At 61.6% G+C, this 13941-nt stretch carries 18 protein-coding genes; 7 read left to right on the top strand and 11 right to left on the bottom strand.

What is annotated here, in order from left to right; all coding sequences use genetic code 11:
* The first annotated feature begins 24 nt into the window (after window positions 1-24).
* Together rsmD and PG892_RS05515 are read left to right on the top strand one after the other, a co-directional pair.
* The gene (gene rsmD / locus PG892_RS05510; protein ID WP_109422015.1) at window positions 25-654 is read left to right on the top strand and encodes a 16S rRNA (guanine(966)-N(2))-methyltransferase RsmD; all 630 of its coding nucleotides are present in this window, start codon (window positions 25-27) and stop codon (window positions 652-654) included.
* 108 nt (window positions 655-762) lie between these two features.
* Window positions 763-1077, top strand: coding sequence for a DUF1145 domain-containing protein (locus PG892_RS05515; RefSeq protein ID WP_010672600.1), 315 nt, complete (start codon window positions 763-765; stop codon window positions 1075-1077).
* Between the two features lie 33 nt (window positions 1078-1110).
* Here the strand turns inward: PG892_RS05515 and PG892_RS05520 are convergent, their stop codons facing one another.
* Window positions 1111-1476: a YijD family membrane protein gene (locus PG892_RS05520; protein ID WP_010672599.1), complete on the bottom strand. Its 366-nt coding sequence runs from the start codon at window positions 1474-1476 to the stop codon at window positions 1111-1113.
* A gap of 19 nt (window positions 1477-1495) precedes the next feature.
* Window positions 1496-2116 (bottom strand): HTH-type transcriptional repressor FabR, encoded by a 621-nt coding sequence (fabR, locus tag PG892_RS05525; RefSeq protein ID WP_010672598.1) that lies wholly within the window; start codon window positions 2114-2116, stop codon window positions 1496-1498.
* Between the two features lie 149 nt (window positions 2117-2265).
* Between fabR and PG892_RS05530 the strand changes: the two genes are divergently transcribed.
* Together PG892_RS05530 and PG892_RS05535 are read left to right on the top strand one after the other, a co-directional pair.
* A complete protein-coding gene (locus PG892_RS05530) occupies window positions 2266-3384 on the top strand; it encodes a fatty acid desaturase (protein ID WP_039040410.1) in 1119 nt (372 codons plus the stop codon).
* Between the two features lie 143 nt (window positions 3385-3527).
* On the top strand, window positions 3528-4490 hold the full coding sequence (locus PG892_RS05535; protein ID WP_180898764.1) for an IS1595 family transposase: 963 nt from the start codon (window positions 3528-3530) through the stop codon (window positions 4488-4490).
* 403 nt (window positions 4491-4893) lie between these two features.
* Here PG892_RS05535 and PG892_RS05540 read toward each other — a convergent pair whose 3' ends face one another.
* Window positions 4894-6147, bottom strand: a complete 1254-nt coding sequence (locus PG892_RS05540; RefSeq protein WP_270825211.1) for a phospholipase D-like domain-containing protein — start codon at window positions 6145-6147, stop codon at window positions 4894-4896.
* Window positions 6148-6222: 75 nt separating this feature from the next.
* Between PG892_RS05540 and PG892_RS05545 the strand changes: the two genes are divergently transcribed.
* Complete coding sequence (locus tag PG892_RS05545) at window positions 6223-6384, top strand: hypothetical protein (RefSeq protein WP_010672595.1); 162 nt, start codon at window positions 6223-6225, stop codon at window positions 6382-6384.
* A 5-nt stretch (window positions 6385-6389) separates the two neighbouring features.
* On the opposite strand, the gene PG892_RS05550 is transcribed toward PG892_RS05545, so the two are convergent.
* The 3 genes from PG892_RS05550 to tatA all read right to left on the bottom strand — a co-directional run bounded on the left by PG892_RS05550 (window position 6390) and on the right by tatA (window position 8505).
* The gene (locus PG892_RS05550) at window positions 6390-7811 is read right to left on the bottom strand and encodes a lytic transglycosylase F (protein ID WP_042015292.1); all 1422 of its coding nucleotides are present in this window, start codon (window positions 7809-7811) and stop codon (window positions 6390-6392) included.
* A 216-nt stretch (window positions 7812-8027) separates the two neighbouring features.
* Entirely contained in the window at window positions 8028-8330 is a 303-nt protein-coding gene (locus PG892_RS05555) for a YfcZ/YiiS family protein (RefSeq protein WP_124813490.1), read from the bottom strand.
* Window positions 8331-8340: 10 nt separating this feature from the next.
* Window positions 8341-8505 carry a twin-arginine translocase TatA/TatE family subunit gene (gene tatA, locus PG892_RS05560; RefSeq protein ID WP_010672592.1) on the bottom strand — a complete coding sequence of 55 codons (165 nt, stop codon included), beginning with the start codon at window positions 8503-8505 and terminating at the stop codon, window positions 8341-8343.
* A gap of 292 nt (window positions 8506-8797) precedes the next feature.
* On the opposite strand from tatA, the gene PG892_RS05565 reads away from it, so the two are divergent.
* Window positions 8798-9775 (top strand): LysR substrate-binding domain-containing protein, encoded by a 978-nt coding sequence (locus PG892_RS05565; protein ID WP_041214292.1) that lies wholly within the window; start codon window positions 8798-8800, stop codon window positions 9773-9775.
* Window positions 9776-9835: 60 nt separating this feature from the next.
* On the opposite strand, the gene PG892_RS05570 is transcribed toward PG892_RS05565, so the two are convergent.
* Both PG892_RS05570 and PG892_RS05575 read right to left on the bottom strand, forming a co-directional pair.
* On the bottom strand, window positions 9836-10435 hold the full coding sequence (locus tag PG892_RS05570) for a YhgN family NAAT transporter (RefSeq protein ID WP_010672590.1): 600 nt from the start codon (window positions 10433-10435) through the stop codon (window positions 9836-9838).
* Between the two features lie 101 nt (window positions 10436-10536).
* Entirely contained in the window at window positions 10537-10782 is a 246-nt protein-coding gene (locus PG892_RS05575) for a YecH family metal-binding protein (RefSeq protein ID WP_045522984.1), read from the bottom strand.
* A 207-nt stretch (window positions 10783-10989) separates the two neighbouring features.
* On the opposite strand from PG892_RS05575, the gene PG892_RS05580 reads away from it, so the two are divergent.
* Window positions 10990-12273, top strand: coding sequence for a dicarboxylate/amino acid:cation symporter (locus PG892_RS05580; protein ID WP_042881904.1), 1284 nt, complete (start codon window positions 10990-10992; stop codon window positions 12271-12273).
* A 15-nt stretch (window positions 12274-12288) separates the two neighbouring features.
* Here PG892_RS05580 and PG892_RS05585 read toward each other — a convergent pair whose 3' ends face one another.
* From PG892_RS05585 to PG892_RS05595, 3 genes are read right to left on the bottom strand one after another with little or no spacing between them, the layout of a single operon-like run.
* Window positions 12289-12603 (bottom strand): putative signal transducing protein, encoded by a 315-nt coding sequence (locus PG892_RS05585; RefSeq protein WP_010672587.1) that lies wholly within the window; start codon window positions 12601-12603, stop codon window positions 12289-12291.
* Window positions 12587-12970, bottom strand: a complete 384-nt coding sequence (locus PG892_RS05590; protein WP_270825212.1) for a hypothetical protein — start codon at window positions 12968-12970, stop codon at window positions 12587-12589. The genes PG892_RS05585 and PG892_RS05590 overlap by 17 nt, the downstream gene beginning before the upstream one ends.
* A gap of 16 nt (window positions 12971-12986) precedes the next feature.
* Complete coding sequence (locus PG892_RS05595; protein ID WP_010672586.1) at window positions 12987-13889, bottom strand: LysR family transcriptional regulator; 903 nt, start codon at window positions 13887-13889, stop codon at window positions 12987-12989.
* Window positions 13890-13941 lie beyond the last annotated feature (52 nt).

The following is a 13941-nucleotide window of genomic DNA, read 5'->3' on the forward strand; positions in this document are numbered from 1 at the left end:
TTTATTTTCTGACGACGAAACGCGATGCCCAGAGTGAAATCCAGCCGTAACAGCCCGAGCAAGAGCCCGGCCCCCCAGGGGCGAGCGGGCGTGGTACGAATCATCAGCGGTCAATGGAAGGGGCGCAAACTCCCCGTCAGGGATGTGGAAGGGCTCAGACCCACCACGGATCGCGTCAAGGAGACCATCTTCAACTGGCTGGCTCCCCACGTGCGCGGTACCCGCTGCCTGGATCTGTTCGCCGGCAGCGGCGGGCTGGGGCTGGAAGCCTTGTCCCGCTATGCCGAACAGGTCACCCTGATCGAGATGGACAGAGGCGCCGCCGACCAGCTCAAGAAGAACCTGACGACCCTGGGCAGCAGCCAGGGGCAGGTGATCCAGGCTGATGCCGTGAGCTGGCTGCAAGGCACGGCCACCCCCTTCGATCTGGTCTTTCTGGACCCACCGTTTCGTCGCGAGCTGCTGCCCCAAGTGTGCGAGCTGCTGGAGCAACGCGGCTGGCTGGCATCCGATGCCCTCATCTATCTGGAGCGGGAAAAAGAGATGGCCGATCTGGCGCTGCCCGCCAGCTGGAAACTACTCAAGGACAAGCAGGCTGGTCAGGTCTGCTATCAGCTCTATCTGCGGGACACCAAGCATGACGCAGCGGTTTAAAGGGGAGATGGGCACAGTCCCCTTCTCCGTCAATTTGGACAACGGCTCAAGGACAAGCAGGTCGATCACATCAGGCCTGCTATCAACTCTATGTACGGGAGGTAAACGATGAAGCGGGTGTTTAATCTGTTGGCGATGGGGGTGCTGCTGTTCTTCTGGTTCGGTGTGGCACTCGCCCTGCTGGGCACCCTGCCGGGCAAACTGAACGGCTTTCTGCCGGTGTGCGGCGTCATCGTGATATTGATGCACTGGGTACAGGCCAGCATGATCAAGGCGGCCTGCAAACCCTACTTCGCGGTCACTCGTCTCGAATTCACCCAGGTGCTGATCTTCGGGGTGTTCGGCATGATGGATATCCGCACCAAGCTGCAGGCCATCATAGACGCCAGGAAGAAGGGAGAGACTCCCCCCAGGGCCGACTAGGCCACCCCCGGCCCGACCAGAAGGAGTGATTCGTCACTCCTTTTGCGTTTTTCCGAGGCTGATTCCCAGCTTGATGGAGAGAGCGGCGAGCAGCAGCAGCATGGCAATGAGGGAGAAGAAGTTGCTGCCAAGCTCGGGGTACTGCACCTTGACCAGGGCAGAATGGCCGAACACGCCGATAAAGAAGCAGAGCAGAATGCAGCTGGGTGTGTTGCCCACCATGGGCTCATGGCGATAGTGCTGATAGAGCTGGCTGGCCGCCAGCAACAGGGCGATGAGGGGGTAGAAGGAGAAGGGGACGACCGACTCCGTCAAGGCCGACAGGAAGGCATCGCCACAGATACCGATCAGCAGGGCCAGCACCAGGGGCTTCTTCGGAATCGCGTTCGGTTCATGCATGAGGCTGTCCATCCTTGCGTTATGTGAGAGATTCGTGGCGCTTGCGGTTCTGCACCTCGGCGCCCATGGCGATCATCCGCAACTGGCTGATGGTGCGCTCCGACAGTGCCTTGCACTCTTCCGGAGTCATGTCGAGGGCGTCTGCACCGGCGCTGAAGACGATGGTCACCATGGCCTCCGCCTGGATATAGGCCTCTTCCCGTGGCGCCTGCGTGGTGGCTTCCAGATAATCGGTCAGCTCGGCGATGAAGTGCTGGATCTCCCGAGCCACCGCCTGACGGAATGCAGCCGAGGTGCCGGAGCGCTCGCGCAGCAGTAGCCGGAAGATGTTCGGGTTGTTTTCGACGAATTCCATGAAGGTCTGCACCGAGGTGCTGATGACGCTGCCACCACCGGCAATGCGCTGGCGCGCCTGGCGCATCAGTTGGCGCAGGGTCAGCCCTCCCTCGTCCACCAGCGTCAGCCCCAGCTCTTCCATGTCCCGAAAGTGGCGATAGAAGGAGGTCGGCGCTATGCCCGCCTCTCTGGCCACTTCCCGCAGGCTGAGGTTGGAGAAACTGCGGTTGGCGCAGAGTTGACTGAACGCCGCCTCGATCAGCGTACGCCGGGTTTTTTCTTTTTGTTGCGCGCGAATACCCACGAAAACAGTCACCTTGAGATTAGCGAGGCCAGATGATAACCCGAAGGCGGGGCCGGGATCAGGTTTGTCTCCGACTTTTTTACCATTGACCCGCATTCCGGCTCAATGGAGAATAGTGAACAGCTGTTCGCTGAAAGGAGCCGAGTGAAATGGACCGCCCCCCGATCATCATGACCAACACCCTGCTGTTCGCCCTCTCCGGGCTGACGGCACTGATAGCGGTCCCCTGGTATGGACTGAGCCAGGGCTACGACCTCTGGCAGTGGCTCTGCTTCCTGCTGCTGTTCTGCTATTGCGGCATCTCCATCACCGCCGGCTACCACAGGCTCTGGTCCCACAAGGCCTACAAGGCGCACCCGGCCCTGCAATGGATCTTCGCCATCGGAGGCGCGCTCGCCCTGCAGAACTCGGCGCTGCACTGGTCCTCGGATCATCGCCGCCACCACCGCCACGTGGATGACAACCAGAAGGATCCCTACAGTGCGGGTCGCGGCTTCTGGTACTCCCACATCGGCTGGATGCTGCGGGAATACCAGCGCGATACCTACCACGACTACAGCAATGTGCGCGACCTGCAAAACAACCCCGTGGTCGCCTTCCAGCACAGGCACTATCTGGCCCTGGCTCTGGTCACCAACATCGGCATTCCGCTGCTGCTCGGCCTCCTGCACGGGGATCTGCTCGGCATGATGTTGCTGGCCGGGGTGCTGCGCATGGTGATGACCCATCACACCACCTTCTTCATCAACTCCCTGGCCCACATCTGGGGCAGCCAGCCGTTCACGGATCGCAACAGCGCCCGGGACAACGGCATCCTGGCCTTCTTCACCTTTGGCGAGGGCTATCACAACTTCCATCACCTGTTCGAGAACGACTACCGCAACGGTATTCAGTGGTGGCAGTTCGATCCCACCAAGTGGCTGATCCGCACCGCCGCCTGGTGCGGGCTCGCCAAAGACCTGAGATCCTGCCCGGAGGAACGCATCGAACAGGCCAGGCTGGAGATGCAACTCAAGCGCGCCCAGGCCAGAGTGCACAAACAGGACGACAGGGAACGCTGGCAGGCACTGCTGCAGGAGGAGTACGACAAGCTGAGCCTGCAGATCCAGCACTACTATGCCAGCCGCAAGTCACTGCTGGAGCAGCGCAAGCGCACAGCCCTCGCACGCTACGACAGGCTCAGGCTGCAACTGGAGTACCGCACGTTGCGAGACGGTTTCCTCGTTGCCAAGCGCAACTGGAGTCGTCTGCTGGCGGGCCTCGCCTGATCGCCGAGACATCACGCAAAAGACCGCCAGCAGGCGGTCTTTTTGATTGGGCAAACGGACGGCGGGCATAAAAAAAGGCGCTGTCCCAATTATGTGTTGGAAGGCTAATCTGGAAGTAGGTCATCACCGCGAGGACCTTCATCATGGATACGCCAGCCTTCCAACACCTGTTGTCCCTCTTTCCATTACTTACTCTGCGTCAGCGCCGTGTCGCTCAGCATGAGCTAGCCGCTCCACACCCGATTACGTCCCTCCATGCCCAGTTACCCACATGCTGCGGCTGTCCCCACTGCCAGGCGGATGCCACCCAGCTGGCCTCCTGGGGCTGGAGCCGTGGGCTGCGTCGTTACCGTTGTAAGCAGTGTCGGCGAACCAGCTCCCTCCTCACCAAGACGCCTTTGGCCAGATTACGTAAGGCTGAGCATTGGGAGGACTACGCCCAGGCTCTCATCGACGGGCTCACTGTCCGCCAGGCCGCCGTCCGCTGCGGTGTTTGCAAGAACACCGCCTTCTTGTGGCGTCACCGCTTCCTGAAGGCGATGGCAAACCACCAGGCAACACGGGAAGAAGGCATTGTGGAAGTGGATGAAACCTTCTTCCTCGAATCGTTCAAGGGGCAGCGAGGGTTGCCTCGTCCGGCAAGACATCGTGGCGGGAAAGGGCGTACCCGGGGGACCGGGCGGGATTACATCCCGGTGATGGTGGTGCAGGACAGGGCGGGCCATCAAGCCGACTTTCAGCTGGAAAGGCTGGATGCGCAGACGGTGAAAGCGGTGTTGCAGCCACTCATCGCGCCCGATGCAGTGCTCTGCAGTGATGGTGCAGGGGTGTATGCCAGTTTCAGCCAAGCGCGGGGCATAACACATCAGGTGGTGTACAACCGTCGAGGTGAGCGAGTCATTGGGGCATACCACATCCAGCATGTGAACGGATATCACCGGCGGTTGAAGGAGTGGATGGAACGATTCCATGGAGTCGCAACCCACTACCTGAGGAATTATCTGGGCTGGCGCAGGATGCTGGAACGTTACGGCAGGGAGGTAAATACCAAGATGTGTTTGCATGAGGCGCTAGGGCACCCGATGCAACACGTAATTGGGACATAGCCTAAAAAAATGGGGCAACATTCGCATGTCACCCCCTCGCAAATAGCATGTTCCATATTGGGCTCCCGCAACCACGGGGGTCTGTCTGGCATCACGGGTTTCCGCTCCCGATCCGCCTCGCCTGCCGGAGCAATCCGGTTGGCCCATTTCCCCTGTTGCCGTCACCCACACGGCAGACCAGCCGCCGTGTTTGTCCTTGCACTCGAGATACTACGCAGTTAAATAAAATAAAAAACCGTTCTACACGCACCTCTATGCAGTCGAGGCCCCTGGATTGTTACTCCGCTCTTAATATAAATCGATTAAAAACAATACTATACAATCCAGTCCCGTCTTTGGATGGCAAACGTTATCCTCGAAGGCGCACAAGGCTTTGCGAGATCTCGCACAAGGCGGATCCCACTCACAACCAACGGTGCAAAGGTAACCAATCGCTCAATTGCGCCAGCAGGCGCCGCCATGCAGAGGGGGACGCCGCCACCGGGTGCACGGCCTGCTGCAACCAGCCATCAATGAGTTGCTGCAACTCGTCGCACAACCTCGGGCTATGGAGGTGCAGCATCAACTCGGTGTTGAGCATCAGGGAGCGGGGATCCAGGTTGAAACTGCCGAGCAGCGCCTCCTCCTTCCCCATCAGGATCAGCTTGGCATGCAGACTGAACGCCTCCGTCGTCAGCTCGAACAGGGTGACCCCCTGACACTCGAGCCAGGGGCGGTGACGTCGATAGGCGCCATAGACCAGGGGCACGTCCGTGCTGGCCAGGGAGTTGGTCAGGATCTCGATGTCGACCCCCTGCCGTCGCTGCCCCTTGAGCCGGCGACGCAGCCCCCGTGTCAGGATCAGGTAAGGGCTCACCAACCTCAGGGCCCCCTGATTGCTCGCCAGCATGCGTCCCAGCAGGGGCGCCGTGGTCGGCCGGGCGACCAGCCCCTTGCCGGGGCGATCGAACCAGCACTGCCCTCGCCCGGGATGCCAGCAAAGGGGAACGGGGCACTCATCAAACAGAGTGGCCGGCAGATCATAGGCGGCCGCCATGGCGGGGTCGGTCAGGGTCAGCAGGAAATCGTTCAGGGCCCGGGTTTCGGCTGGCAGCAAGGGGCGTCTCAACAGGCGACGGACCGGGTGGCTCCAGCGACTGTGCCAGAACAGCGCGAACCCCTGCTCGGCCTGCTGACAGAGGGGGCCGCGGCAGACCAGATCCAGGTCGATGAAGTGAGGCGGCATCCCCAGCCCGAAGTAACGATCACCAATATTGCGCCCGCCGATCACCGCCTGGCTGCCATCCACCAGCAGCAGCTTGTTGTGCATCCGGTGATTGATGCGGCGAAAGCTCAGCACCCCTTCCAGTAGCAAGGTAAGGGGACGCCAGCCCCGCAGCCAGAAGGGGTTGAACAGGCGCACCTCGATGCCCGGTTCCGCCGCCACCGCCTCCAGAAAGCGGTTCTCCCCGCCGTAGAGATCATCGATGAGCAGTTGCACTACCACTCCGCGCCGGGCCGCCCGCACCAGCTCCGCCAGCAGCAGCTTGCCGCTGCCGTCCTCTTCCCAGCTGTAATACTGGGCGAGGATCCGGTGGCGAGCCTGGCGGATCAACTGGCATCGGGCCTTCAGGGCGGCGCCGGGATCGGCGAGCAAGGCAAAGTCGGCGGGGATCAAGGGTCATCTCCCTGTCATCTGGTGGTGGCATAACCCAGACAACCGCCCCGATAGCCCAGTGTCAAGGAGCCGATGATGGAACTGCGCGACCACCCCTCCCTCAGTCAGAGACCTCATGCCAGCCAACCGGATCCCACCCCGGCCAGGCTGTTGATGCCCTGGTACCAGCAGCACCGGGATCTGGGCTGGGAACCCCTTGCGCAGCATCACGAGGATCCCCTCCCCGGCCAGCATTGACAGGCTCAGGGCTGCACCGCCTCGATGGCCTCTGACTTGCCCTCCAGCTGGGGCAGGCTGAAACGGTAGGCCACGTAGTATTTGTAGATGGTGCCAACGTAGTTGATGGGCCCCTGGCCCACGTCGTTGGCCACCAGCTGCTCCACATTGCCGAACCAGACGTTCGGATCCAGCCCCTTGTCGGCCGCCTTGGCCTGCAATGCCTGGACCCGGTTCGGACCCGCATTGTAGGCGGCCAGGGCGAACAGATGGCGATTGAGCCTGTCCATCCCGGGATCATTGAAGTAGGTGTCCAGGATGAGCCGCATGTAGCGACAGGCCGCCTCCACATTGCCCTCCAGACTGGTGAGTCTGGCGCCTCGGATCCCCACCTCCTTGCCGGTGCTCGGCAGCAATTGCATGATGCCGACGGCCCCCCGGTGAGAGCCGACATTGGGATTGAGCCCCGACTCCTTGTAAGCCAGCGCGGCCAGCATCAGCCAGTCCAGCTGATACTTGTCCGCCTGGGCCTCCAGTACCTTGCGAATGGTCGACAGTCGCCCCAGCGGGTCCGGCGCCAGTATGTTGCTCATGCGGTCGCTCTGCGCCAGCAGGCGGCGCAATGTCATGTCACTGTAGAGGGTCCGCTTGCTCGACTCCGAGATGTAGGCGTTCACCGCCTTGAGCAGCTCCGGGCTGTTGTTGCGCAGGGCCCAGGCGCTGCGCCCCTTGTCCCGCAGCGGAATCAGCCTGTGGGCCTTGAGGCCGCCAATCATGTCGAGCCAGATCCGCCCCTTGAAGCTGTCGGTGACCGTCAGCGGAATGATCCCGGCTGACACCATCTCCAGCAGGTCCCCATCCTGCAGGTATTCGGGAACCGTCTCGATGTAGACCGGGGGCAACCCCAGCTCCCGAAACAGCCAGTTGAGCTGGTGCAGGCTCTCGAAATAACTGGAGCTGGCTCGCACCCAGATCCGCCGGCCGGACAGCTGGGTGATGCGATTGAAGGCAGGGAGATCCCGCTGGCTCACCACCCACTCCTCGATGGGGGCGATCAGCGGCTGGGAGAAGGTCACCTGCTCGCGCCGGGTGGGGGTGACCGTCAGGTTGGCGGCCACCAGATCCCCGCGCCCCTCGGCCAGATAGTCCAGCAGCTTGTCCTGGCGCACCGGGATATAAATGATCTTGAGCTTGAGCTTCTCCTTGGCCAGGTAGGTCTGGTTCAACCAACGCTCGAATCCCTGAAGCTGATTGACCAGGATGCCGTACTGGGCTCCCTTGTCGAAAAAGAAAAACCCCCGCTCATAGACCACCAGGGCCCTGAGCTCTTTTTTTTGCAGGATGTGTTCGAGATCACCGGCCTGGGGCAGCAACTGCGGCTTGAGATCCGCCGCCAGCAGAGGGAGAGAGCAGAGAGCCAGCAGGGCCCAGATCCATCGCCGCATCATGATTTAACCACCTCGCTGTGGGCCGGTGCGCACCGTCGGGTCTGTCAGAGAAGGCGCCTGCGCCAAGTCATGGGGCGTCGCGGGATCTTCTGCCGATCGGCGCATGCCGGACGGAAAACGGATCGTCCGTGGGATAACTCACTATACAACGCAAAGGGAGGGAAAAAGCGAGGGGCAGAGCAAGACGGCAGGCAAGCCTGCCGTGTCATCACGATCTCAGAGGGAGCGGGCGCGCATCTCGAAGATCAGCTTCTCGGCGGTGCAGGTGAATTGCAGGCGGGCCTTCAGGATCACGCCATCCGGGCCCCGGCTCAGCTCGCTGCTGCTTTTGGCTTCGGCAGTGACCTGCTTGGCCAGCGCCTCGTAAGCCGCAAATTTCTCGCGGGCGTCGACTTCTGCAGCAGCCTCGATCACCAGCTCCATGACGTCGTCACCTTCGCCGATGATGGTGCCAATTTCGGCGAAACAGCCGCAACTGTCACAGGTCTCGTTCAGTTCCACTTTCTCGTCTACAGACATACGTTCACTCCTACTTATTCCGGATATTGTCATCGTCGCGCAAGGCGTTGCGAAAATCCCTGATGGCAGTGCCCAGATCCTCACCGGCGCCAGCCAGGCGTTTGCTGCCAAACACCACGACGACGACCACGAGCAGGATCAGCAGATGCCAGATATGAATGCCACCCAGTCCCATAGGGAGACTCCTGACTGTTAGATACCTGGAGGTTGTATCAAAAGAAAGCGTACCGATTGTTGGGCAAAATCAAGGCAGGTGCAAGTTGGCGAAAAAATCGCGCAAAAACGGCGACGAGGCGCAAAAAAATACGGCGACCATGGGCCGCCGTATGAGTCGGTGCTACTTGTCCCCTCAACCGCTACATCCTGTACCAGCCGCCACCAGGGCGAGAGACCCGTCGAGCATAGGATCGCCAAGATATGAAAACAAATGGTATATATTCATCTAGGAATTGAAGAGGATTCATATCATGTTGCTGGAACAGCTTGCACGCATAGACCTTAATTTGTTGATAATCCTGCAAGTCTTGCTGGAAGAGCGCAACGGCAGCCGGGCTGCACGCCGCTTGCACCTGAGCCAGTCCGCCGTCAGCAAGGCCCTCGGACGGTTGCGGGAGACCTTTGACGATCCCCTGTTCGTGCGCTCGGCCTACGGGATGGATCCCACTCCCCGCGCCCTGGATCTCCAGCAGCAGCTACAACCCATACTGCTCTCCCTGGACAACCTGATCCAGCCGCCGGACTTCGATCCCGCCAGCACGGAGCGGGAGTTCGTCATCGCCAGCATGGACAGCGCCTTCACCCTGTTTGCCCCCCTCTACCTGAGCGAGCTGAAGCGTCAGGCCCCTGGCATCCGCCTGCGCTACGAGGAGTGGACCGAGCACAGCCTGACCGAGATGAGCCAGGGCCAGGTGGATATCGCCTTCACGGTGCGGGAGAACTGCATCAATTCGGATTTTCGCCTCGACACCCTGCCCAACGCCATCTGCCAGCGGCTGCTCACCATCGACGATCTCACCTGCCTGGTGCAGCGGGATCACCCTGCCTTGCAGGAGCCCGAGTGGGATCTCGCCCGTTACCTCGCCTACCCCCACGTGCAGACCTACTGCGAGGGGCGGGATCGCTGGATGCTGGATCACAAGCTGGCGGAGCAGGATCTCTATCGCCGGATCGAGGCGACCGTGCCCTCCTTCGAGGCGGCCCTGCGCATGGGCATGCACTCTGACATGATAGTGACCCTCTCCCGGCTCTATGCCCGCCACGCGACCCAGGTCTATCCCCTGGTGCCGCTGCCGCTGCCCATCGCCCTGGACAGCATCTCCCACCTGCTCATCTGGCATCAGCGCCACGAGGAGGATCCGGGCCATCGCTGGCTGCGGGAGACCCTGCTCGCCCTCATCATGGGCAAGCTGGAAACCTCGGTGGACGACCCGGCCGCTGCCGCCTGACGCGCAAAAAAAACGGGGCTCAAGAAGCCCCGTTTCACGTTGACATCAGCATTCGCCCCGTCAGTTCTGACCCGTCACCGCCAGATAGTGGTGTACCCCGTCCAGCAGCATCTGCACCGAGATCATCACCAGCAGCATGCCCATCAGCCGCTCCACCGCGGTGAGTCCTCGCTCACCCAGCAGCTTGTTGAACAGCTCGTAGAACATCAGGATCACGGCGCTGGCCCCCCAGGCCATCAGCAGGGCCAATGACCAGTCCACCATCCGGGTCGGCTCCTGGTTGGCCAGAAGCAGCAGGGAAGCCAGGATGGAGGGGCCCGCAATCATGGGGATGGCCATGGGCACCAGGAAGGGCTCCTCCCCCGCCGCCAGCCCGGTCACGCCACCGGGGCTCGGGAAGATCATCTTGATGGCGATGAGGAAGAGGATGATGCCCCCCGCGATGCTGACCGCCTCCTGACGCAGGTTGAGGAAGCTCAGGATCTGCTGACCGGCGAACAGGAAGCCCATCATGATCACCAGTGAAAACAACAGCTCCCGCAGCATTACCTTGCGTCGACGCTTGGGGTCGACATGGCGCAGGATGGAGAGGAAGACCGGCAGGTTGCCCAGCGGATCCATGATCAGAAACAGCATGACGGCAGCGGAGAATGTGTCCATAGAGCGCCCGGGCAGAACCTTTCAACAAGAGGGGAAGGAGGGCGAAATATAACAAAGGTGGCGGGATTCGGCGAGCGCCCCACCGCGCTCGCCACTGGCGATCATCCGTGGTTGCAGATCTTGTCGGCGCGGGTCTGGAACCCTGACTCCGAGTCGATGAACTTGCCGCGCCTGGCCAGGAAGTCGATCAGGGCGTCGGCGTCCATCTCGCTGGCGCTGCAGGTGTGGAACCGGGCCTCGGCACCGAAGCGCGAGGCGATCGCCGCCCTGAGGCTGGCCCGGGTAAACGGACTCTCCTGCTCCAGCATCATCTCCATCACTTCGTGACCGTGTATCGATTGGGGCATCTCGAACCTCTTTAATCATCATGTCAGATGACAATTAAAGCCGGAAGCCCGGAGAGGGTTCTTGATATAGGCCAACAAAACGCCTTTTTTAACGCCAGCGGGCTGGTCGTGAGCGCCGCTTTGTCGATAATGTGGCAACCTGACGGGGGGATGGCTACACTGTCGCCCCTTTTTGCCACCGCAGACAGAAATAAGGACATTGGCGTCATGCTGTTCCATGGATTGGTCTTCAAACCCTGGCGGATCTGGACCCGTCGCCCGCTCTGGTTGAAGACTCTGCTCGGCATGCTGACCGGGATAGGTCTGGGGCTCTGCTTCAGCGAGCAGGCCCTGCTGCTCAAGCCCATCGGCGTCCTGTTCGTCAACACCATCCAGATGCTGATGGTGCCCCTCATCTTCTGTTCCGTCCTGGCAGGCCTCACCGCCCTGCTCAAGGGCAAGCGGCTCGACCGCATCGCCGGCAAGGCCATCGGCTTCTATCTCTGCTCCACCGCCGTCGCCATCTGCATCGGCCTGATGATGGGCTGGCTGCTGGAGCCGGGCATGGGCGCCAATATGGGTCCTTATGAACGGGGCGCCATGGCGCAGCAACCTACCCTGGCCAGCGTGCTGAGCCACCTGGTGCCGCGCAACCCGGTGCAGGCCATGGGCGATGGCAAGATATTGCAGGTGATCGTGTTCGCCGTGGCCCTCGCTCTCGCTCTCAACGCCACCGGACGACGCGGCCGCCCCGCCATCCTGTTCTTTACCTCCCTGGCGGAGGGCATGTTCAAGCTGACCCAGATGGTGATGGCCCTGGCCCCCTATGGCGTCTGCGCCCTGATGGCCTGGATGACCGGCAAGTACGGCGTCAGCCTGCTGTTGCCGCTGCTCAAGGTGATCGGCGCCGTCTACCTCGGCTGCCTGCTCCACGTGCTCGGCGTCTACAGCAGCCTGCTGCTCCTGATGGCGCGCCTCAACCCGTTGCACTACTTCAAGAGCATCGTCGATGCCCAGGCGGTGGCCTTCACCAGCAGTTCAAGCAACAGCACCCTGCCCATCAGCCTGGCCTGCGCCGAACGCAGGCTCGGGGTCTCCCCCGCCATCACCGCCAAGGTGCTGCCCATCGGCGCCACCATCAACATGGATGGCACCGCCCTCTATCAGGGAGTCACCGCCCTGTTCGTGGCCCAGGCCTTCGGGGTGGATCTGCATCTGGTGGACTACCTGACCATCATCAGCATCGTCACGCTGGCCAGCATCGGCACGGCGGGCACACCCGGTACCGGGCTGATGCTGCTGACCCTGACCCTCACTGCCGTGGGACTGCCACTGGAAGGGGTGGCGCTCATCGCCGGCATAGACCGGATCCTCGACATGGCGCGCACCACGGTCAACGTCTCCGGCGACATCCTGGTCTCCGTGCTCATCGCCCGCAGCGAGAAGGAGCTGGATCTCGCCACCTACCACGATGCCCATGCGGGGGATGACATCGACTTCACCCTGCGCTGAGGGCGCGAGGGGCGTTCAGTGATCCTGGGGATCGTGATGGCAGCGCCAGCAGATATCGAAGTTGGCGCCGTTCTCCTCCCCGCACTGACCGCACAGCCAGCCGTTGCCCTGGCGCTGCTGGTAGCGCTCGATGATCCGGCCCGCCCGCTGACGATCCCGCTCGTTCACCATCAGGGTCACTTGCAGCAGATCCACCGGCAGCTCCCCAAGCGCGCCGGAGAGCCCTTCGCCGCTGAGGCGCACCCTGACTCCCTCTACCTCCAAGGCCCCTTTCAGGGCATGCGCCTCCAGGGAGTGAGAGGCGCGATACAAGTTAATCCACTGATCCATACGTTGTCCTCGAAACCCTTGCCAGTGCCGTCATCACCAGCACTACCATCATTCCAGGGCGAGGATCTTCCGGGAGTGAGATGCCCGATACAGATTCATCCACCGATCCATACGTTATCCTCGAAACCCTTGCCAGTGCCGTCATCACCAGCACTACCATCATTCCAGGGCAAGCATCTTCCGGGAGCGAGATGCCCGATACAGATTCATCCACCGCTCCATACGTTGTCCTCGAAACCCTTGCCAGTGCCGTCATCACCAGCACTACCATCATTCCAGGGTGAGCATCTTCCGGGAGCAAGATGCCCGATACAGATTCATCCACCGCTCCATACGTTGTCCTCGAAACCCTTGCCAGTTCAATCATCGCCGCATCGGGCTCTTCACAGCAGCTTGTCGATGCCGTAAGCCGGGCCGTTGGCCACCAGAAAATCGATGAATGCCCTCAGCTTGCGCGGCATCAGGCGCCGCTCGGGAAACAGCAGGTAGATGGGTACCCTGGGTTGCTGCCACTCCGGCAGCAAGGAGACCAGCGTCCCGTTCGCCAGCTCATCATGGCACAGCATGGCGGGCAGGGAAGCCAGCCCCAGCCCCGCCTTCGCCGCCTCCCTGGCACAGGTGATGTTGTTGACCTGGAAGCGGGACGGGGGATCCACCAGCACTTCACGATCATCCAGCTCGAAACACCAGTGCGAGGCGAGGAACCCCGTGCTGACCGCGATCCGCTCGTGATGCACCAGATCGGCGGGCCTCTGGATCACCGGGTGGCGCGCCAGATAGTCCGGGCTGGCGCACAGCAGCCGCTCGGTGCTCCAGAGACGCCGCGCCGCCAGGTTGGAGTCGCTCATGTCGCCGACCCGCACAATGGCATCCAGCCCCTCGCTGATGGGATCCACGATGCGGTTGGTCAGCTCCAGCTCCACCTTCATGCCCGGATAGGCTTGCAGGAAGTTCGCCACCAGCCTGCCCACCACCAGCTGTCCCGTCTCGATGGGCACCGCCAGCTTGAGGGTCCCCGTCACCTCCTGCTGGCTGGCACTGAGCATCAGCTCGGCCTGGGCCAGCTCCTCCACCGCCTTGCTGCAGCGTAGATAATATTGTTCACCGGCTTCCGTCAGGGTGAGCTGCCGGGTGGAGCGATAGAGCAACCGCGCGCCGAGACGCTGCTCCAGCTCGGCGATGCGGCGGCTCACCGTCGCCTTGGTCATGCCCAGCTCCTGGGCAGCGGCGGTAAAAGAGCCCTTGTCGACGATACGAACGAGGATTAAGGCAGCATTCAGGTCCATTGTTTCACCAGTGAAACTGTATATCTCATGAATGGATACTAATCGAAACAGT

It is taken from the genome of Aeromonas sp. QDB68 (assembly GCF_027707405.1).
Lineage (GTDB): Bacteria > Pseudomonadota > Gammaproteobacteria > Enterobacterales > Aeromonadaceae > Aeromonas > Aeromonas caviae.